This is a genomic window from Streptomyces sp. NPDC048417, assembly GCF_040651615.1.
GTDB lineage: Bacteria > Actinomycetota > Actinomycetes > Streptomycetales > Streptomycetaceae > Streptomyces.
Genome location: NZ_JBEZKI010000017.1, coordinates 112,281 through 133,195, shown reverse-complemented (window position 1 = coordinate 133,195; position 20,915 = coordinate 112,281). Strand labels below are relative to the sequence as shown.

The window sequence follows — 20,915 nt, the reverse complement described above, 5'->3', positions numbered from 1 at the left end:
CCTTCTCGAGGGCCGTGTTGACGCAGGGTCAGGTGTCAGTCGGTGAGGACCGGAAAGCGTCGCGGTGCGACGAACAGCAGGACGAGGAACGCCAGTGCCGCCGCGCACGCCGCTCCGAAGTACACGGCGTGGACCGCGTAGGCGATCGCGTGGCGGGTGGACTCGGGGGCGGTTCCGTCGTCCAGCGCGCGCGTGACGGAGTCGAGGTCGCCGGCGCCGCCCAGGTGGGCCGTGAGCACCCCGTTGGCGATGGCGCCGAACACCGAGGCGCCGATCGTCTGCCCGGTCTGCCGGCAGAAGAGCACCGACGCGGTCGTCGTGCCCCGCTCCTCCCAGCCCACCGTCGACTGCACGCCGACGATCAGCGGCAGTTGGAACAGGCCGAGCGCGCCGCCCAGCACGAGCATCAGCAGCGTCGGCTGCCAGGCGGCGCCGGGGTAGGGCAGGAAGGGGAAAGCGAACAGGATCAGCGCGGCCGCGCCGATGCCGAGCAGCGCGGTGTCGCGGAAGCCGATGCGCCGGTACACGTGCTGGCTGAGCGCCGCCGAGATCGGCCAGCTCAGCGTCCACACCGACAGCACGAATCCGGCGGCCACCGGCGCGAGACCGAGGACCGACTGCGCGTAGGTGGGCAGGAACACCGTCGGCGCCACCATCAGCAGGCCCAGCGCGCCGAGCGCGAGGTTGACAGCCGCGATCGTACGACGGCGCCACACCCAGCCCGGGATGATCGGCTCCGCGGCCCGGCGCTCGATCCACATCACGAGCCCCACCAGCGCGAGCCCGGTGCCGAACAGCGCGCACGACGGCGCGGACCACCACGCCCACGCCACCCCGCCCTGCACGAGCGCCGTCAGCAGCACGCCCCCGCACGCGAAGACCGCCAGCGCGCCCGCCCAGTCCACCCGCGGGGGCGTGCGCGGCGCGCGCTCCGGCTCGTGCAGATGACGCACTATCAGCCAGAGCGCCGCCGCGCCGATCGGCAGATTGATGAGGAAGATCCACCGCCAGTCCGCGTACGTGGCCAGCACCCCGCCGAGCCCCGGCCCGGCGACCGCGGAGACCGCCCACACCGTGGACAGCTTGGACTGGATCTTGGGGCGTTCCTTGAGCGGGTACAGGTCGGCCGCCAGGGTCTGCACGGTGCCCTGCAGCGCGCCCCCGCCCAGGCCCTGCACGATCCGGAACGCGATCAGCGCGGCCATGTTCCAGGCGCCCGCGCACAGCAGCGACCCCAGCAGGAACACCACGGCCCCCGCGACCAGCACCGGCTTGCGGCCGAAGGTGTCGGAGAGCTTGCCGTACACCGGCAGCGTCACCGTCACGGCCAGCAGATAGCCGGAGAACAGCCAGGAGAAGAAGGAGAACCCGCCGAGGTCGCCGACGATCTGCGGTACGGCGGTGGAGACGACGGTGGAGTCGAGCGCGGCCAGTGCCATCGCGAGCATCAGGGCGGCCACCACGGCCCCCCGCCGGCCCGTCCCGGCATCGCGCCCGGCCGCGCGTATCGCGGGTCTGGTGTTCTCCACGCCGGATCCTCTCCCCATGCGTTCCCCTTGCATCTATGTCGTGTGCGACAGCTTCCCATCCGCCCCGACCTGGCGGGAGTGCGCATCCGCTTGACCCTCACGCGAGGAGAGGGGGGAGGCTGACCGCACCGAAAGGTGGAGCCGAACCCGGAGAAGGGCTCCACCCGGCGGTGGACATCCCCTAGGGGGTTCTCCGTACTACGGCTCGGGGAGGGTTCGTCCCGCCGGAGGAGGAGACGGCACCCCTGTCGTCCTTAACCTGGCTTTACGCCGCCGGGGGGCGGTTGACCGAACCGGCGGGGGTGGGGTTTACCCCCCGGGAAAGACGGGGCTTCGCACCAGCGCGGAGCAACGCCGCACACCGCGAGACTCATCGTCGTACCGAACGCTTCGCAGCAGAGCGCGGCACCGCGCTGTTCTCTCGCTGACCGACTTAGGAGACATACCGTGACATCGGCTGTGACCATTCCCAGGCACGGGGGTACTGGAGGGCGTACGGCCGTTGCCGCGCGGGCGCGGCAGGTCGTCAAGGCGTACGGGTCCGGAGAGACCCGTGTCGTCGCTCTCGACCACGTCGACGTGGACATCGCGCGGGGGCAGTTCACCGCGATCATGGGCCCCTCGGGGTCCGGCAAGTCCACCCTGATGCACTGCCTCGCCGGACTCGACACCGTGACGAGCGGTCAGATCTACCTGGACGAGACCGAGATCACCGGCCTGAAGGACAAGAAGCTCACGAAGCTGCGCCGGGACCGGATCGGGTTCATCTTCCAGGCGTTCAACCTGCTGCCGACGCTGAACGCGCTGGAGAACATCACGCTCCCCATGGACATCGCCGGGCGCAAGCCCGACAAGGAGTGGCTGGGGCGCGTGGTCGGCACCGTGGGGCTCGCGGACCGGCTCAAGCACCGTCCCACGCAGCTCTCGGGCGGTCAGCAGCAGCGCGTGGCCGTGGCGCGCGCCCTCGCCGCGCGCCCCGAGATCATCTTCGGTGACGAGCCGACCGGAAACCTCGACTCCCGTGCGGGCGCGGAGGTCCTCGGCTTCCTGCGCCGCTCCGTCGACGACCTGGGGCAGACGATCGTGATGGTCACGCACGACCCGGTGGCCGCCTCCTACGCGGACCGTGTGCTCTACCTCGCCGACGGCCGGATCGTCGACGAGATGTTCAAGCCGACGGCGGACACCGTCCTGGACCGCATGAAGGACTTCGACGCGCGGGGGCGTACGTCATGACCGTCATGAAGACCTCCATGCGCAACTTCTTCGCGCACAAGGGACGCATGGCCCTGTCGGCGGTCGCCGTGCTGCTGTCGGTGGCGTTCGTGTGCGGCACGCTGGTGTTCACCGACACGATGAACACGACGTTCGACAAGCTGTTCGCGGCGACCTCGTCCGATGTGACGGTCAGCGCCAAGGGCGCCTCCGACACCGGCGAGACGACCTCCGACAACGGCAAGCCGCCGGTCATGCCGGCCTCGGTGGTCACCAAGGTCCGTGCGGCGGACGGCGTCAAGGCGGCCGAGGGGACGGTCTTCTCGACGTCCGTGACCGTCGTCGACGCCAAGAAGGACAGCCTGTCGCCGTCCAGCGGGGCGCCGACCATCGTCGGCAGCTGGAACTCCAACGACGCCCGCACCATGAAGATCACCTCCGGTGCGGCGCCGGAGAACTCCGGCCAGATCATGGTGGACGCCGACACCGCCGACAAGCACCACCTCGGGCTCGGCGACGAGATCGGCGTGATCAGCGCGGTCGGCACGCACACCGCGAAGATCTCCGGCATCGCCGACTTCACCGTCACCAACCCCGGTGCCGCGATCTTCTACCTGGACACGAAGACCGCGCAGCGCACGCTCGTCGGGCAGAGCGGTGTCTTCACGAACGTCAACGTGACGGCCGCGTCCGGTGTCACCGACGCGCAGCTGAAGAAGAACGTGACCGGCGAACTCGGCGCCGACTACCAGGTGCAGACCGCCAAGGAGACCGCCGACGCCAACCAGAAGGACGTCGAGGGCTTCATGAACGTCATGAGGTACGCGATGCTCGGCTTCGCCGGGATCGCCTTCCTGGTCGGCATCTTCCTGATCATCAACACCTTCTCCATGCTGGTCGCCCAGCGCACCCGCGAGATCGGCCTGATGCGGGCCATCGGCTCCAGCCGCGGCCAGGTCAACCGGTCCGTGCTCGTCGAGGCGCTGCTGCTCGGCGTGGTCGGCTCGGTCCTCGGGGTCGGCGCGGGCGTCGGTATCGCGGTCGCGCTGATGAAGCTCATGGGCTCGATAGGCATGCACCTGTCGACCAGCGATCTGACGGTCGCCTGGACGACCCCGGCGCTCGGCCTGGTCCTCGGGGTCGTCGTCACCGTCCTGGCCGCCTACCTGCCCGCGCGACGGGCCGGCAAGGTCTCCCCGATGGCCGCGCTGCGCGACGCGGGCGCCCCCACCGACGCCAGGGCCGGCCGCATACGTGCCCTGGTGGGCCTCCTGCTGACCGCCGGCGGCGCCTACGGCCTCTACCTGGCCGCGGAAGCCGACAAGGCGTCGCAGGGCGCCGCCTGGCTGGGCCTCGGCATCGTGCTCTCGCTGATCGGGTTCGTCGTCATCGGCCCGCTGCTCGCGGGCGCCGTCGTGCGGGTCCTGGGCGCCGTCCTGCTGCGGATGTTCGGCCCCGTCGGGCGCATGGCCGAACGCAACGCGCTGCGCAACCCGCGCCGTACCGGTGCGACGGGCGCCGCCCTGATGATCGGGCTCGCGCTGGTCGCCTGTCTCTCGGTGGTCGGCTCCTCCATGGTCGCCTCCGCCACCGACCAGCTCGACAAGACCGTAGGCACGGACTACATCATCCAGTCCGACAGCGGTCAGCGGATCACCCCGCAGGCGGTCAAGGCCGTCAAGGACACCCCGGGGCTCGCCCGGGTCACCGAGTACCGGGTCACCGAGGCCGACTACACCACCCCCGACGGCAAGACGCTCAAGGACACCGACATCACGGCGGCCGACCCGACGTACGCGACCGACCTGCGCACCAAGACCGTCGCCGGAAACCTCGCGGACGCCTATCTGCCGGACTCGATGTCCGTGCACGACAAGTTCGCGAAGGCGCACGGCATCCACCTCGGCTCGAAGATCACCCTCAAGTTCAAGGAGGGGCGGACGGCCCGGCTGACGGTCCGGGCGATCACCAGCAGCGACGGCCTCATCGACGCCGGATCCAAGTACATGTCGATCGCCACGCTCGCCAAGTACGTGCCGGCCGACAAGATGCCGCTCGACGACCTGGTCTTCGCCACCGCCAAGGAGGGGCAGCAGGACAGCGCCTACAAGTCGCTCAAGAGCGCGCTGCACGACTACCCGCAGTACACCGTGCGTGACCAGACCGACTACAAGGACGCGCTGAAGGACCAGATCGGCCAGCTGCTCAACCTGATCTACGGGCTGCTCGCCCTGGCGATCATCGTCGCGATCCTCGGTGTCGTGAACACCCTGGCGCTCTCGGTGGTCGAGCGGACGAGGGAGATCGGCCTGATGCGGGCGATCGGTCTGTCGCGGCGGCAGCTGCGCCGGATGATCCGGATGGAGTCCGTGGTGATCGCCCTCTTCGGCGCCCTGCTGGGCCTGGGGCTCGGCATGGGCTGGGGTGCCACCGCTCAGAAGCTGCTCGCCCTGCAGGGCCTGAAGGTCCTGGAGATCCCCTGGCCGACGATCATCGGGGTCTTCCTCGGCTCGGCCTTCGTGGGCCTGTTCGCCGCCCTGGTCCCGGCGTTCCGGGCGGGCCGCATGAACGTCCTGAACGCGATCGCGACGGACTGACGGGACTGACACGGGACCGACGGGACCGGCGGGACTGGCGGACCGACGGGACCGACGGGACCGACTGAGAGACCACCGCATACGGGGGTTGCGGGGGACGGCCCGGCGCCGGGGAGTCTTGGGGGACTCTCCGGCGCCGGGTACGTGTCTTGTCGGGCCCGGCCTCTCGACCGGCCGAGTCGGGCGGCGGCCGGGCGTAGGCTTCGGAAGTCCAGGGGCGAAGCCCCCTGGTACGGCCACCGAGACGCGCGGCGCCGCACCGGGCGACGGAGGTTATCCACAGCCCCGGCACACGCCGACGCGTCGACGTACGCTGGAGACCCCCCGGTCGCAGCCCGCGCCGGGCACTTCGCGTTGCCCACCCCCCGACGAAAGCCGCCCTGAATGAGCCTGCACGGTCTGCTCGACGTCGTCGTCAAGGACGCCGCACTCGCGGAAGCGATCAAGGCGGCCTCGGACGGCAACCGCATGCACGTCGACCTGGTCGGCCCCCCCGCGGCCCGCCCCTTCGCGGTCGCCGCCCTGGCCCGCGAGACCGGCCGCCCCGTGCTCGCGGTCACCGCCACCGGCCGCGAGGCCGAGGACCTGGCCGCGGCCCTGCGCACGCTGCTGCCGTCCGAGGGCGTCGTGGAGTACCCCTCCTGGGAGACGCTCCCGCACGAGCGGCTCAGCCCCCGCAGCGACACCGTCGGCCGCCGCCTCGCCGTGCTGCGCCGTCTCGCCCACCCGAGCCCCGACGACCCCGAGACCGGCCCGGTCTCCGTCGTCGTCTCGCCCGTACGGTCCGTGCTCCAGCCGCAGGTCAAGGGTCTGGGCGACCTGGAGCCGGTGGCGCTGCGCACCGGGCAGAGCGCCGATCTGAACGACATCGTGGAAGCCCTGGCGGCCGCCGCCTACGCGCGCGTGGAGCTCGTCGAGAGGCGCGGCGAGTTCGCCGTGCGCGGCGGCATCCTGGACGTGTTCCCGCCCACCGAGGAACACCCCCTGCGCGTCGAGTTCTGGGGCGACGACGTCGAGGAGATCCGCTACTTCAAGGTCGCCGACCAGCGCTCCCTGGAGGTCGCCGAGCACGGCCTGTGGGCGCCGCCCTGCCGCGAGCTGCTGCTCACCGACGACGTCCGCGCACGCGCACGTGCCCTCGCCGAGGAGCACCCGGAGCTGGGCGAGCTGCTGAACAAGATCGCCGAGGGGATCGCGGTCGAGGGCATGGAGTCCCTCGCCCCGGTCCTGGTCGACGACATGGAGCTGCTGCTCGACGTGCTGCCCGAGGGCGCGATGGCCGTCGTCTGCGACCCGGAGCGGGTCCGCACCCGCGCCGCCGACCTGGTGGCCACGAGCCAGGAGTTCCTGCAGGCCTCCTGGGCGGCCACCGCGGGCGGCGGCGAGGCGCCCATCGACGTCGACGCGGCATCCCTGTGGTCCATCGCGGACGTCCGCGACCGGGCGCGCGAGCGGGACATGATGTGGTGGTCGGTGTCGCCGTTCGCCGCCGACGAAGAGCTGTCCGCCGACACCCTCAAGCTCGGCATGCACGCCCCGGAGACCTACCGCGGCGACACCGCGAAGGCCCTCGCCGACACCAAGGGCTGGCTCGCCGACGGCTGGCGCACGGTGTACGTCACCGAGGGCCACGGTCCCGCCTCCCGCACCGTCGAGGTGCTCGGCGGCGAGGGCATCGCGGCCCGCCTGGACGTCGACCTGGACGAGCTGAGCCCCTCGGTCGTGCATGTCTCCTGCGGCTCGATCGACTACGGCTTCGTCGACCCGGCGCTCAGAGTCGCCGTCCTCACCGAGACCGACCTGTCGGGCCAGAAGGCGGCCGGCAAGGACGGCGCCCGGATGCCGGCCCGCCGCCGCAAGATCATCGACCCGCTCACCCTGGAGGCGGGCGACTACATCGTCCACGAGCAGCACGGCGTCGGCCGCTACATCGAGATGGTGCAGCGCACCGTGCAGGGCGCCACCCGCGAGTACCTGGTCGTGGAGTACGCCCCCGCAAAGCGCGGTCAGCCCGGCGACCGGCTCTACATCCCCACCGACCAGCTGGAGCAGATCACCAAGTACGTCGGCGGCGAGGCCCCCACCCTGCACCGCCTGGGCGGCGCGGACTGGACGAAGACCAAGGCACGCGCCAAGAAGGCCGTGAAGGAGATCGCCGCCGACCTGATCAAGCTCTACAGCGCGCGCATGGCGGCCCCCGGCCACGCCTTCGCCGGCGACTCGCCCTGGCAGCGCGAGCTGGAGGACGCCTTCCCGTACGCGGAGACCCCCGACCAGCTGACCACCATCGCCGAGGTCAAGGACGACATGGAGAAGTCGGTCCCCATGGACCGCCTGATCTGCGGCGACGTCGGCTACGGCAAGACCGAGATCGCGGTCCGGGCCGCCTTCAAGGCCGTACAGGACGGCAAGCAGGTCGCCGTCCTCGTGCCCACCACCCTGCTGGTGCAGCAGCACTTCGGGACGTTCTCCGAGCGGTACTCGCAGTTCCCGGTGAGCGTGAAGGCGCTCTCCCGCTTCCAGACCGACACCGAGGCGAAGACGACCCTGGAGGGCCTCAGGGAGGGCGCCGTCGACGTCGTCATCGGCACGCACCGGCTGTTCTCCTCGGAGACCAAGTTCAAGGACCTCGGCCTGGTCGTCGTCGACGAGGAGCAGCGCTTCGGCGTCGAGCACAAGGAGCAGCTGAAGAAGCTGCGCGCCAACGTCGACGTGCTGACCATGTCCGCGACCCCGATCCCGCGCACCCTGGAGATGGCGGTCACCGGCATCCGCGAGATGTCCACGATCACCACCCCGCCGGAGGAGCGGCACCCGGTGCTCACCTTCGTCGGCCCGTACGAGGAGAAGCAGATCGGCGCCGCCATCCGCCGCGAACTGCTGCGCGAGGGCCAGGTCTTCTACATCCACAACCGGGTCGAGTCCATCGACCGCGCGGCCTCCCGCCTCCGCGAGATCGTCCCCGAGGCGCGGATCGCCACCGCCCACGGCCAGATGTCGGAGTCGGCGCTGGAACAGGTCGTCGTCGACTTCTGGGAGAAGAAGTTCGACGTCCTCGTCTCCACGACGATCGTGGAGTCCGGCATCGACATCTCCAACGCCAACACCCTGATCGTCGAACGCGGCGACACCTTCGGCCTGTCCCAGCTGCACCAGCTGCGCGGTCGCGTCGGCCGCGGGCGGGAGCGCGGGTACGCGTACTTCCTGTACCCGCCGGAGAAGCCGCTCACCGAGACCGCGCACGAACGGCTCGCCACCATCGCCCAGCACACCGAGATGGGCGCCGGCATGTACGTGGCGATGAAGGACCTGGAGATCCGGGGCGCCGGCAACCTGCTCGGCGGCGAGCAGTCCGGGCACATCGCGGGCGTCGGCTTCGACCTGTACATCCGGATGGTCGGCGAGGCGGTCGCGGACTACCGACGGCAGCTGGAGACCGGGGAGATCGAGGAAGAGCCGCCGCTGGAGGTCAAGATCGAATTGCCCGTCGACGCGCACGTCCCCCACGACTACGCGCCCGGCGAGCGGCTGCGCCTCCAGGCCTACCGGTCCATCGCCTCCGCCAACTCCGAGGAGGACATCAAGGCGGTCCGCGAGGAACTCACCGACCGCTACGGCAAGCTCCCCGAGCCGGTGGAGAACCTGCTCCTCGTCGCCGGGCTGCGGATGCTCGCCCGCGCGTGCGGGGTCGGCGAGATCGTGCTCCAGGGCACCAACATCCGTTTCGCTCCGGTCGAGTTGCGCGAATCGCAGGAGCTGCGGCTCAAGCGTCTGTACCCGGGGACCGTCATCAAGCCGGCCGCCCACCAGGTGCTGGTGCCCCGCCCGAAGACCGCGAAGGTGGGCGGAAAGCCGCTGGTGGGGCGGGAGTTGCTGGGCTGGGTCGGCGAGTTCCTGGCGTCGGTGCTGGGCTCGTAGGGCCGTCGGTCCCCGGCGCGCGGGACCGCTGAGGCGCGGCTTTTGTCGGATTCCTTGACTCTGGCCGCGCCCACTCCCCATCGTTGACGCATCGGCGCCTGCCAGGCGCCCCGTTCATTCCCAGGGGAGGAATGAACAGCGTCGCCTTCGGCGATCTCGGCGTCACGCTGACCAACCAACCGACCGACCGACCGGCACGGCGCCCGCGTCACGCGCCTGCCACTGCACCCGATCGGCCCGGGGCTCGTCCGGCTCCCGCACGGACCGGGGGCGAGCCCAACGCCGTACCTCGTGTGCCGCGGGCACCAGCTCCTGGTGCACAGAGCGATGCGCGAGCGCGGGGCGGCCGCCCTCGTCCGCTTCGACGGGCGCACCTTCGCCGACCTCGCCACCCGTGCGGAGTCCGACCCGGCGGTCCTGGACGAGCTGAGCATCTCGGCCGTGGGCCCCCAGGCGAACGGGCGCCGGCGGTGCTCACCCTGGTCGGCGGCGTCCTGCTGCCCGCCGGCCTGCTCGGCCAGATGGCCGACCTCACGTACGTAGCCGAGACCCTGGACACGCCGGCCTCGCGGGGCCCGGCCGAACAGCGCGAGGACCGCTTCGGGTTACCGGTCCGCAAGTCCGAGCCCTACCGGCGGATCCTCTACCGCTCCATCGGACTCGGGGTTCGCGGCGATCGGCAGTTCCTGCCCGACCCGGCTCGCCACCCGGGCCACGTGCACGGTGACCGCCGAGTTCTCACCGCCCACGACGGGGCCCGTGAGTGGCGCCCTGACGGTCACCTCGGGGAAGAACACCGTCGCGGCCGCCCTGACCGGCACCGGATACGTCCACCTCACGGTCGCCCTCGTGGGCGCGTCCGACCGGCACGTCACCATCGGCGGGGTTCCCGCCGGCGCGGCCTGCGACGGCCCGGCCGACACGTGGAACTGCAAGTTCGACGTCACGACCGAGGCGTTGTCCCTGACCGCGACCATCACCGACGCCGGCTTCTCCTTCAAGGGGCGGTCGAGCCCCTGCACCGGCGTCAACAACCCCTGCACACCGGACCTCGCCGCCGACGCGACCGCCACGGCGACCTTCGGACCGCCGATCCTGCGCTGACCGCGGCACGGCGGCCGCCCCAGACGGTTTGGCGCGCCGCGGGCAGGTAAGGCGTGCGGTGCGGCGTACGGCCGTGGCGTGGTGTGAGCGGGCGCGAAGGCGTACCGCTCGGGCTTCTCCCGGTACGTCAAAGCGGTTCCGATAAGGGGGGGTTGGTTGTCATTCACCCTTTTGGATCCCATTCGGCGTGAACCGTGCGACGGCTACCGTGAGCCAGGAGAGATCCGCCCACGTGGAGGCGGGAAAAAAAGAAGAGGGGGCGCACGTGACGCGTCTGAGGGACGGGGCGGTCATCGCTGTCGTCGTGATCTTCGCTGTGGCCGGCTGCAAGGACCTGCAGGACAAGGGGAGTCCGGGAGCCCAGGGCACGGGCACGGGCGGCGGGGGAGCGGCGCTGACCGCCGCCGACGCGCTGACCGTCAAGGGCCGGGCACCGAAGACCGGATACACCCGGGAGAAGTTCGGCTCCGCCTGGGCGGACACCGACTCCAATTCCTGCGACACCCGGGACGACATACTCAAGCGCGACCTCAAGGAGGTGAAGTTCACCGACGGCGACTGCAAGGTCTCCTCCGGCGTGCTGGACCCGGACCCCTACTCCGGCAAGGACGTCACCTACAAGCGCGGCCGGAGCCTGGTCGACATCGACCACCTCGTCGCCCTCTCTGACGCCTGGCAGAAGGGCGCCAAGTACTGGGACGCCAGCAAGCGCATAGCCCTGGCCAACGACCCGCTCAACCTGCTGGCCGTCGACGCGAGCGCCAACCGCGGCAAGGGCGACGGCGACACGGCCACCTGGCTGCCGTCCGACAAGGCCTACCGCTGCACCTACGTCGCCGCGCAGGTGGCCGTGAAGAAGAAGTACGGCCTGTGGGTCACCGCCGCCGAGAAGGCCGCGATGAAGAAGGTCCTCGCCACCTGCCCCGGCCAGAAGCTCCCCGCGGGCGGGAACCCGACCAAGGCGCCGTCCCGGTTCAAGGCCCACTGACGCGACGGCTCGCGCATCGGCGCCGCGACGAAACCGTTCGGCACCGTGGGCTCCGTCGAGGTACCCGGCGCGCACACCCCGGTTCGCGGTGAACCGGGGTGTGCGCGGATGCGCCGCGCGCGCCGTGCACCAAGGGGTGCGCGCCGGGCCCAACGCGTGGACGCATCCGCCGCTCTGACACCGCACGCCACACCACTCGGCGCGCACCCCTTGGTGCACGCCGGCTCCCCTGGTCCGCGCCTTCGCGCCCGCGCGCACCACCCGCCCGCGCAACCCCATCCGACGGCCCGCGCCGGGGCGTGGGCGTCCCCGCTCCGCGCTCGGCACACAACGGTTCGATACAACCCGGACCGCGCGTCGGTGTCGGGCCATATGCTCGAAGCGACCACCGCGCGACCGGTGTTGTTCGCAAGTGGACGCACCGGACGGGCACGTACGCCCTATTTCAGGCAATACAGGAGCGATCATGCAAGGCCAGGGCCATGTGCAGCCGGTGCAGCGGCCGCCGCACGACGCAGTACTGGTCCTGTTGCGCGTGGTGTTCGTGGCGCTGGGGGTGTTCAGCGTCGGCTTCCTGGCCTGGGTGATGATGCTCCGGCTGGCCACGGTGACCCGCAGATCGGCGGACTACGGCCTGCTGGTGGCGGTGGCCGTGGCTGACGTCCTCAGCATCGTGCTGCTGGCCACCGAACCCGGCGACGACGTGCACACGCCCGGCGGCTATCTGGGGATCACGCTGCTGTTCGGCGTGCTCCTGGCCACAGTCGTCTACTACCTCGCCGCCGACGTACGCCACTTCCAGCGGCGGCGCGAGGCGTACGCGGCGCAGACAGCAGCGCAGGCGTACGGCTACCCGCCCCCCGCCTCCCCGTACACCACGGCGACGACGCCCCTGGGCACCCCGCCCCCGCACACCGTGCCCCCGGTTCCCCGGCCGCCGGTCTCCCAGCTCCCGATACCCGCGCCGCCCCAGCGTCCGGCGCCCGCGCGGATCGAGCAGGTGCGTGCCGAGCTCGACGAGCTCAGTGACTATCTGCGCAAGCACGACGGCCGCAACGAGGGCGGAAGGTGACCGTGGCGACAGGACGGGTCGTCGCCGACCGCTACCAGCTGTCCACGCTCATCGGGCAGGGCGGCATGGGTCAGGTCTGGACGGCTTACGACCAGCGGCTCGACCGGCGCGTGGCGGTGAAGCTGCTGCGCCCCGACAAGGTGGCGGGCGCGGACGCCGACGAACTGCGCCGCCGGTTCCTGCGGGAGTGCCGGGTGACCGCGCAGGTCGACCATCCCGGCCTGGTCACCGTGCACGACGCGGGCACCGAGGGCGAGGAGCTGTTCCTCGTCATGCAGTACGTGGACGGCATCGACCTCGCCGGGCACCTCGCGGAGCACGATCCGTACCCGTGGCCGTGGGCGGTAGCGGTGGCCGCACAACTGTGCGCCGTGCTGAGCGCCGTGCACGCCGTGCCGATCGTCCACCGCGACCTCAAGCCGCGCAACCTGATGGTCAAGCAGGACGGCACCATCACCGTCCTGGACCTCGGTGTCGCCTCCGTGATGGACACCGACACCACCCGCCTCACCCACACCGGCACCCCCATCGGCTCGCCCGCCTACATGGCGCCCGAGCAGGCGATGGGCGGCGCGGTCGGCCCGTACACGGACCTGTACGCGCTCGGGGTGCTGCTGCACGAACTGCTCAGCGGGGAGGTGCCGTTCGCCGGCTCCACCTCGCTCGGCGTGCTGCACCGGCATCTGTACGAGCAGCCGGTGCCGGTGCGCCGGCTCCGTCCCGAGGTGCCCGAGCCGCTGGAGGCGCTCGTGCTGCGGCTGCTCGCCAAGGACCCGCAGCACCGGCCCGGCTCGGCGCAGGAGGTGTACGAGAACCTCGTCCCGCTCCTGCCCGCGCGTGGCATGCACACCGGGGCGCCCCTGGACCCCACGCGCCCCTTCCTGCGCCCGCACGCCCCCTGGCCGGACCGCGCCCGGATGCCCGCGCCCCAGCCCGCCGCCCCCGTGGCCGCCGTACCGGAAAGGCCCGAGGTCGCCGCGGCCGTCGACGAGGTCAAGCGGCTGCTCGGGGAGGGGCGCATCACCCAGGCCGTCGACATCCTGGGCGCGATCCTGCCGGTCGCCGCCGACCAGCACGGCGAGCGCTCCACGGTCGTACGCACCCTGCGCAAGCAGTACGCGGCCACCCTGATGGACGACGGCCAGTACCGGCGCGCGCTGCCCGAACTGCGCCGGCTCGCCGACGAACGCGCCGCCGAGGCCGGTCAGGCCGACCCGCAGTCCCTGCGCTTCCGCTACGACACCGCCCAGTGCCTGGAACAGCTCGGCGAACCGGCCGCGGCGCTCGCCGAGTACCGCGCGCTGCTGCCGTACTACGAAAACCAGTACGTGGCCGGCGATCCGCAGCTCGCGCACGACGTGCGCCGCCGGATGGGGCATCTGCTGCTCGCGCTCGGCGACCGGCCGGCCGCGCAGGACACGCTCACCCGGCTGCTGTTCGACGTGGAACGGTTGCACGGGCCCGGCCATCCCATGGCGGGCGAGGTCCGGCGGACACTGCAGTGGCTGGGGCAGGTGCGGCGCTAGGGCCTGTCTGACAATTCCCGTCTGCCTTACGACGCCATGTACGTTCCCCCACTGCCTTGAGGGCGTGGGAGGTGCCCCCACCCGGCACGCCGAGAGCACGCACCTGACGCCGCGAGGCCGCCCTCCGGGCGACGACGGCAATCGTCAGACAGGCCCTGGCCCCCGCGACCGACAGGTCGTGGTCCGGCTCCCTCGATTCTTCTTGCACAATGGGTCTTCTTGACAGTGCACACACAGGGGTGGGGTTCCGGCATGTCCAGTCATCGGCAGTCGAAGAAGCGCAGATACATCGCCTGGGGCGTCGCGGGTGCCGCGGTCGTCGCCGGGGCCGGGATCGCCGCGCAGGCCTCCATGGCGGCCACGACGTGGCCCGCGCAGAAGACGTACACCGGCCGCGCCTTCGACACCTGCACCGCGCCCTCGTCGGCCGCGATGAAGGCCTGGCACGGCGGCCTCTACGGCGCCGCCGCCGTCTACGTAGGCGGCAAGAACCGCGGCTGTGCCCAGCCCAACCTCACCGCCTCCTGGGTCAAGTCCGTCTCCGCGATGGGCTGGAAGCTCATCCCGCTCTACGTCGGCGCCCAGCCGTCCTGCCAGAGCGGCTCCAACCCGGAGAAGATGACCACCGCCAACGCCGCCTCCCTCGGCACGACCGACGCCACCGACGCGGTCGCCAAGGCCGCCGCCCTCGGGATGAAGGCGGGCAGCCCGATCTACCTGGACATGGAGGCGTACGACACGACGAACACGGCGTGCAACAACGCCGTGCTCACCTATGTGCGCGCCTTCGACAAGCAGCTGCACGCGAAGACGTACCGCGCCGGCTTCTACGGCTTCACCAGCTCCAGCGCCAAGGCGATCGCGAACGCCAAGGACAAGACGGACCTGCCGGGCAACCTCTGGTACGCGCTGTGGGACAAGAACAACACCACCACGGCGGACTGGCCGTTCGGCGCGACCCAGTTCACCGCGCACAGCCGTGCGCACCAGTACATGGTGAACAGCAAGGAGACGCGCGGCGGTTACACGATCACCGTGGACCGTGACGCGTGGGACGCCCCGGTGGCGATCACGGGCTGAGCGCGGGGCGCCCCGCGAAATCCCGCGGACCGACCCGCAAACCCGCGGACCGACCCGCAAACCCGCGGACCGACCCGCAAACCCGCGGACCGACCCGCAAACCCGCGGACCGACCCGCAAACCCTTGCGGAGGGTGGCGCGGCGGTGCCGGATGTGCGTGTGAATCGTTGGTCGAATGGGTTGGCCAGAGCTTGCCCACTGCCTACCATCGATCACCGCAAGACTTTGTGCACCGTCGCACAATCTCCTCGGGAGGCATCCTTGCACCGCCGCCGTCGCACCGCGCTCGTCCTGTCCGCCGCGATCGCCACCGCGGCCCCCTTCCTCACCGCCTGCGGAAGCGACGCGCACCCGGGCGCGGCGGCCGTCGTCGGCGGCCAGCGGATCACCGTCGCCCAGCTGGAGACCCGGGTGAACGAGGTGCGCCAGGCACAGCGGTCCGCGGTGCCGGACGAGCAGCAGTACCAGCAGGTCCTCGCCGCCACCAGCAGCCTCACCCGGGACACCCTGCACAACATGGTCCTCGACCAGGTGCTGCACCGGGCCGCCCAGGACGCGGGCATCGGCGTCACCCGCAAGGAGATCCAGCGGATGCGCACCGGCCTCGAACAGCAGGCCGGCGGCTCCAAGGCGCTCCAGAACGCCTGGCTCCAGAAGTACGGCATCGCCCCCAAGCGCCTGGACGACAACCTCCGCCTCCAGCTGGAGGCCCAGAAACTCGCCCAGCAGCTCGGCACCGACACCACGCAGCCCGCCTTCTGGAAGGCCCTGTCCAAGGCGTCGCAGGAACTCCACGTCGACCTCAACCCGCGCTACGGCGCCTGGGACGTCCAGAAGAGCAGCCGGGTGGACGCGAAGACGCCGTGGGTACGGGAGGTCACGTCGTCGGGGACCCAGACGACGGCTTAGGGCGGGCCGCAGCGTAGGGCGGGCCACGGCGTAGCAGGTCGGATCGACGGGCGGAGTGAGGCAGGCGGGGCTGACGCGAGCGGTCATACGATCACTTGATCATCCCCGCCCTGTGGACAACGCCCGAGGCCGGCGGCGCGGGTGCGTTACGTTCGGATCGTGAACACCACCAGCCCGGAACCTCCCGCTCCTACCGTCCCCGACACCGGCCGGATCATCCTCCTCACCACCAGCCACCGCGTCGCCCCCGGCCTGCTGTCCTGGCCCGCCTGGCAGGCGCTGCGCTCGGCGGACCGCGTGCTGTGCGCGGACGGCGCGCATCCGCAGCTGCCGTATCTGCGGGAGGCCGGGACAGCCGTGGACGAGTCCGCCCCCACCGCCCAGGAGCTGGTCGACGCGTGCGCCGGCGGCCGGACGGTGGTGGTCGTGGCGACGGGCGAGGGCGAGCCGGCGCTCACGGACGGCCTGGCCCGCCTCGCCGGCTCCGGCCGTGTCGCCATGCCCGACCTGGAGCTGCTCCCCGCCTCCTACGACCTGCCCGGCGCCCGCCTCCTCGACCTCGTCCAGGTCATGGACCGCATCCGCGCCGAGTGCCCCTGGTCGTCCCGGAAGACCCATGAGGGACTGGCGAAGTACGCCATCGAGGAGGCGTACGAGCTGGTCGAGGCGATCGAGGACGGCGACCGCGACGATCTGCGGGAGGAGTTGGGGGACGTCCTGCTCCAGGTGGTCTTCCACGCCCGCATCGCCGAGGAGGACCCGGACGCCCCCTTCTCGATCGACGACGTGGCGGGCGGCATCGTCGCGAAGCTCATCCGCCGCCACCCGCACGTCTTCGGCGACGAGACCGCCTCGACACCGGAGGAGGTCAAGGAGCACTGGCTGCGCACGAAGGCTGCGGAGAAGCGCCGGGACTCGGTGACCGACGGGGTGCCCCTCGGCCAGCCGGGCCTCGCGCTGGCGGCGAAGCTCTCCTCACGGGTGCGGACGGCCGGGCTGGAGGTGCCGCTGCCCAAGGTGGAGGGCATCGGGTACGACCTGCTCGCGCTGGCGATACGGGCCGAGGCGGAAGGCGTCGACCCGGAGGCGGCACTGCGGGCGGCGGGCCGCGCCTACCGGGACGCGATCCGGGAGACGGAGGGCCACTGAGATCGTCCCGTCCGCACGGGGAGCGGCCGCGTTTGAGTACCGTGGATCCAGCGACGCTCGGGCTCAAAGGGGGACACGGTGGATACCGGGGTCGACGAACTGGCGAGGGCGGGCGCGCGGACGGTTGTCCAGGGCCTGGCGGTTCTCAAGGAGGGCCCGCGGCCCCCGTCGATGGCGGACTTCCCTTTTCTGCTCTGCCTTCTCGACGCTCCGGGAGGCAGCAGGATCGAGGGGCGTCTGGTCGTGGACTGGCACCGGCTCAGAAACCGCGGCAGCGCGGCGACGCGCGAGATCGAGACCGACTGGTTCCACCGCTTGCGGAGTCGGCTGAGCACGGACCCGCTGCGGGCCGCCCAACTGCGAGCCGCGCTGGAGGAGGACCGCCGGCGGCCGGACGCGGACACGGACGTGCCCGAGGGGACGGGGGCGGCCGACTCCGAGGAGCCGGCGGATCCGGCGGCGTCACCCGCCCCCGACAGCCCGCAGAGCGCGGGTGACCATGTCGACTTCCGCAACGCCACCTTCCAGGACCAGGTAGTGGGCGTGCAGCACCACCATTACGGGAGCATGCCCGTATCGATCGCCTGGCGTCCCGCGGACGAGGTCGCACCGCTGGAGTTCGGGGTCCGTCCGACGCGACGCGTGCCGGGGCTGCCGGAGGTGCCGCCGTACATCCCGCGCGACTGCGACAAGCGGCTGCGCGCCGAACTGGATCATCCCGGTCTCGTCCTGATCCTGGGCGAACCGTACGTCGGCAAGTCGTACTCGGCATGGCACGGCGTCCAGTCCTTAGCGGACCCCGTGCTCCACATCCCGGAGCCCGGTGAGGACCTGCGCGCACTCCTCACCGAACCGGAAGGCGGCCACGGCCGGTCCGTCGTCTGGCTCGACGACCTCACCGACCACCTCGGCGACGGGCGGCTCGGCCCGCGGCTGCTGGGGCGGCTCACGACGCTCGGCGTGGTCGTCATCGGGACGATGCCGACCGACGAGTACTACCGGCGCCGCGCCGGGACCGAACCCGGCGACCGGGTCGTGGCCATGGCGCGCACCGTCGAGGTGCCACGGGAGTGGAGCGAGGGAGAGCTGCAGCGGCTGGCGGGACACCGTCGTGATCCCCGCGCCTATCCGGCGTTCCTGTGGAGCGGCCGCGAGGGTGCCGCCTCGTACTTCGCGATCGGGCATCTGCTCTTCGACGAGTGGCGCCGGATCGGCACCCAACTGGAGCACCCGGGTGGCCAGTTGCTGGTGAGGGCGGCGGTCGATCTCGCCCGGTGCGGGGTCACCGCGGCGGTGCCGGTCGCCCTGCTCCGGGCGGTCCGGCGGCGGTACGCCGCGGAGGAGCGCGAGCCGTTCGAGGAGGCGTTCGCCTGGGCGACGGCACCGTTGTTCGGTGTCTCGGGACTGCTGGTGGAGGGCGACGAGAAGGGCACCTGGCGGGCGTACGGGGCGCTGGTGGCGGAGGCGCTGAGATCGGGGGACCTGGAGCCGGTGCCGGACGAGGTGTGGTGGACGCTGCTGGATGCGGCGGAGGCCGACACCCCGTTCGACCGCGGGGCCGTCGTCGACGCGGCGCGGGCCGCACTGCAGCCGCGGTTCGAGGCGGGGGACACGGTGGCGATGTACGCCTTCGCCGGCCGGATCGACGGGGAGGAGAGCGCGGAACTGTTGCGCCGGGCCGCCGAGGCCGGGCACCCGGAGGCGGCCGAGCAGTTGGCGGTGCGGCTGCTCGCGGTCGGGGACGAGGAGGCGGCGCTTCGATACCTGGAGGCGGCGGCGGAGGGCGGCAGCGTCTCGGCGGCCCGGGAGGCGGGGCGGCTGCACCGGGACCGGGCGGAGAGGTGGCTGCGGCGGGCGGCCGAGGCGGGGGACGGGGCGGCGGCACATCAGCTGGGGGAAATGCTGATGGGGCGGGGCCACAGGCCCGAAGCGCGGCACTGGTACTTCCGGGCGTTGAGCAAGGGCCATCAGGAAGTCGCCTTCGGTCTCGCCAACCTGTGCCTCGGCGCAGGCGACCTCGTGACCGCCGAGAGCTGGCTCCGGCGTGGCGTCGACCAGGGAGACGCGCGTGCCATGAACGGCCTGGCACTGCTGCTGCACCGGATGGACAGGGACGACCCCGAATGGGAGGAGCTGTTCCGCCGGTCCGCCGCGGCCGGGTACGTCGGGGCCAGGGTGAACCTCGGAAGCCGTCTGATGGCGCAGGGGCAGGAGCAGGAGGCGGAGAGACTCTTCCATGAGGCCGACGCCCTCGGGAACAGCGAGGCCGCGTTTCAGATAGCCGGTCTGCTGGTCCGCAGGGGAGCCGAGGAGGAGGCGCTGCAGTGGTACCGAAGGGCTGCTGAGCGGGGCCACTACCTCGCGGAGGGAGTCTTGGCGGATCGAGCCGTACCCCCGCCGCACGCACCGGATACCGTCAAGGAGTGACCAACCAGCCCGCCCCCGACGGCACCACCCACCCCGACGGCGCCCCCACCGCCCCCGACCTCTTCACCTGGGAGTTCGCCGCCGACCCCTACCCCGCCTACGCCTGGCTCCGGGAGCACGCGCCCGTGCGTCGCACCCGGCTTCCCAGTGGGGTCGAGGCATGGCTGGTCACCCGCTACGCCGACGCCCGGCAGGCGCTCGCCGACCCCCGGCTGTCCAAGAACCCGGCGCATCACGACGAGCCCGCGCACGCGAAGGGGAAGACCGGGATCCCCGGGGAGCGCAAGGCCGAGCTGATGACACATCTGCTGAACATCGACCCACCGGACCACACCCGGCTGCGGCGGCTGGTCAGCAAGGCGTTCACGCCGCGCCGGGTGGCCGAGTTCGCGCCCCGGGTGCAGGAGCTGACCGACCGGCTCATCGACGGGTTCGCGGACCGGGGCGAGGCCGACCTCATCCACGAGTTCGCCTTCCCGCTGCCCATCTACGCCATCTGCGACCTGCTGGGCGTCCCGCGCGAGGACCAGGACGACTTCCGGGACTGGGCCGGGATGATGATCCGACACGGCGGAGGGCCGCGGGGCGGGGTCGCGCGGTCCGTGAAGAAGATGCGCGGATATCTGGCCGAGCTGATCCACCGGAAGCGGGAGGCGCTGTCCGCCGAGCCGGCCCTGGGCGAGGACCTCATCTCCGGGCTCATCCGCGCCTCCGACCACGGCGAGCACCTCACCGAGAACGAGGCCGCCGCCATGGCCTTCATCCTGCTGTTCGCCGGATTCGAGACGACGGTCAACCTCATCGGGAACGGGACGTACGCCCTGCTCACCCACCCGGAACAGCGCCGCCGCCTGCAGGACTCCCTGGCCGCCGGCGAGCGCGCGCTGCTGGAGACCGGAGTGGAGGAACTCCTGCGCTACGACGGGCCGGTGGAGCTGGCCACCTGGCGGTTCGCCACCGAGCCGCTCGGCATCGGCGGACAGCGCATCGCACCCGGCGACCCGGTCCTCGTCGTACTCGCCGCCGCGGACCGGGACCCGGAGCGGTTCGCCGAGCCGGACACGCTCGACCTGGCGCGGCGGGACAACCAGCACCTCGGCTACGGCCACGGCATCCACTACTGCCTCGGCGCCCCGCTCGCCCGCCTGGAGGGGCAGACCGCGCTCGCCACCCTCCTCACCCGTCTCCCGGACCTGCGACTCGCGGTGCCGGAGAGCGAGTTGCGCTGGCGCGGTGGCCTCATCATGCGCGGACTGCGCACGCTCCCCGTGCAGTTCACCCCCGACGGCCGATGAGCCCCGCCGGCACCCGCCCGGCACCCACCCGGCCCCCGACCGGCGTCTGTCCGGCCCCCGCCGCCGCCCCCGCACGGCCCTTCACCGGCAGAGATGACCGGCGTTC

Annotated in this window: 14 protein-coding genes; 13 read left to right on the top strand and 1 reads right to left on the bottom strand. The window is 71.7% G+C overall.

Translation table 11 applies throughout. The annotated features are described in order from the left end of the window. Positions 1 to 35: 35 nt before the first annotated feature. Complete coding sequence (locus tag AB0D59_RS26535; protein ID WP_362570055.1) at positions 36 to 1,529, bottom strand: MFS transporter; 1,494 nt, start codon at positions 1,527 to 1,529, stop codon at positions 36 to 38. Between the two features lie 447 nt (positions 1,530 to 1,976). Here AB0D59_RS26535 and AB0D59_RS26530 point away from each other — a divergent pair, with 447 nt between their 5' ends. The 13 genes from AB0D59_RS26530 (at position 1,977) to AB0D59_RS26470 (ending at position 20,809) form a co-directional block, all read left to right on the top strand. Next, positions 1,977 to 2,765: an ABC transporter ATP-binding protein gene (locus AB0D59_RS26530; RefSeq protein ID WP_362570052.1), complete on the top strand. Its 789-nt coding sequence runs from the start codon at positions 1,977 to 1,979 to the stop codon at positions 2,763 to 2,765. Continuing rightward, a complete protein-coding gene (locus tag AB0D59_RS26525; RefSeq protein WP_362570049.1) occupies positions 2,762 to 5,341 on the top strand; it encodes an FtsX-like permease family protein in 2,580 nt (859 codons plus the stop codon). The genes AB0D59_RS26530 and AB0D59_RS26525 overlap by 4 nt, the downstream gene beginning before the upstream one ends. Before the next feature lie 384 nt (positions 5,342 to 5,725). Next, positions 5,726 to 9,259, top strand: coding sequence for a transcription-repair coupling factor (mfd, locus tag AB0D59_RS26520; protein ID WP_362570047.1), 3,534 nt, complete (start codon positions 5,726 to 5,728; stop codon positions 9,257 to 9,259). Positions 9,260 to 9,586: 327 nt separating this feature from the next. Further along, the gene (locus tag AB0D59_RS26515; protein ID WP_362570044.1) at positions 9,587 to 9,802 is read left to right on the top strand and encodes a hypothetical protein; all 216 of its coding nucleotides are present in this window, start codon (positions 9,587 to 9,589) and stop codon (positions 9,800 to 9,802) included. A 216-nt stretch (positions 9,803 to 10,018) separates the two neighbouring features. Then, a complete protein-coding gene (locus AB0D59_RS26510) occupies positions 10,019 to 10,363 on the top strand; it encodes a hypothetical protein (protein WP_362570041.1) in 345 nt (114 codons plus the stop codon). 265 nt (positions 10,364 to 10,628) lie between these two features. Continuing rightward, complete coding sequence (locus AB0D59_RS26505) at positions 10,629 to 11,351, top strand: HNH endonuclease family protein (RefSeq protein ID WP_362570039.1); 723 nt, start codon at positions 10,629 to 10,631, stop codon at positions 11,349 to 11,351. A 466-nt stretch (positions 11,352 to 11,817) separates the two neighbouring features. Further along, entirely contained in the window at positions 11,818 to 12,423 is a 606-nt protein-coding gene (locus AB0D59_RS26500; protein ID WP_362570036.1) for a hypothetical protein, read from the top strand. A 38-nt stretch (positions 12,424 to 12,461) separates the two neighbouring features. Further along, the gene (locus AB0D59_RS26495; protein ID WP_362570335.1) at positions 12,462 to 13,949 is read left to right on the top strand and encodes a protein kinase; all 1,488 of its coding nucleotides are present in this window, start codon (positions 12,462 to 12,464) and stop codon (positions 13,947 to 13,949) included. A 252-nt stretch (positions 13,950 to 14,201) separates the two neighbouring features. Further along, positions 14,202 to 15,029: a glycoside hydrolase domain-containing protein gene (locus AB0D59_RS26490; protein ID WP_362570033.1), complete on the top strand. Its 828-nt coding sequence runs from the start codon at positions 14,202 to 14,204 to the stop codon at positions 15,027 to 15,029. Positions 15,030 to 15,290: 261 nt separating this feature from the next. After that, complete coding sequence (locus AB0D59_RS26485) at positions 15,291 to 15,938, top strand: SurA N-terminal domain-containing protein (RefSeq protein WP_362570030.1); 648 nt, start codon at positions 15,291 to 15,293, stop codon at positions 15,936 to 15,938. A gap of 159 nt (positions 15,939 to 16,097) precedes the next feature. Then, on the top strand, positions 16,098 to 17,087 hold the full coding sequence (locus tag AB0D59_RS26480; RefSeq protein WP_362570027.1) for a nucleoside triphosphate pyrophosphohydrolase: 990 nt from the start codon (positions 16,098 to 16,100) through the stop codon (positions 17,085 to 17,087). 78 nt (positions 17,088 to 17,165) lie between these two features. Beyond that, positions 17,166 to 19,514 carry a tetratricopeptide repeat protein gene (locus AB0D59_RS26475; protein WP_362570024.1) on the top strand — a complete coding sequence of 783 codons (2,349 nt, stop codon included), beginning with the start codon at positions 17,166 to 17,168 and terminating at the stop codon, positions 19,512 to 19,514. Further along, on the top strand, positions 19,511 to 20,809 hold the full coding sequence (locus tag AB0D59_RS26470) for a cytochrome P450 (RefSeq protein ID WP_362570021.1): 1,299 nt from the start codon (positions 19,511 to 19,513) through the stop codon (positions 20,807 to 20,809). The genes AB0D59_RS26475 and AB0D59_RS26470 overlap by 4 nt, the downstream gene beginning before the upstream one ends. Positions 20,810 to 20,915: the final 106 nt, after the last annotated feature.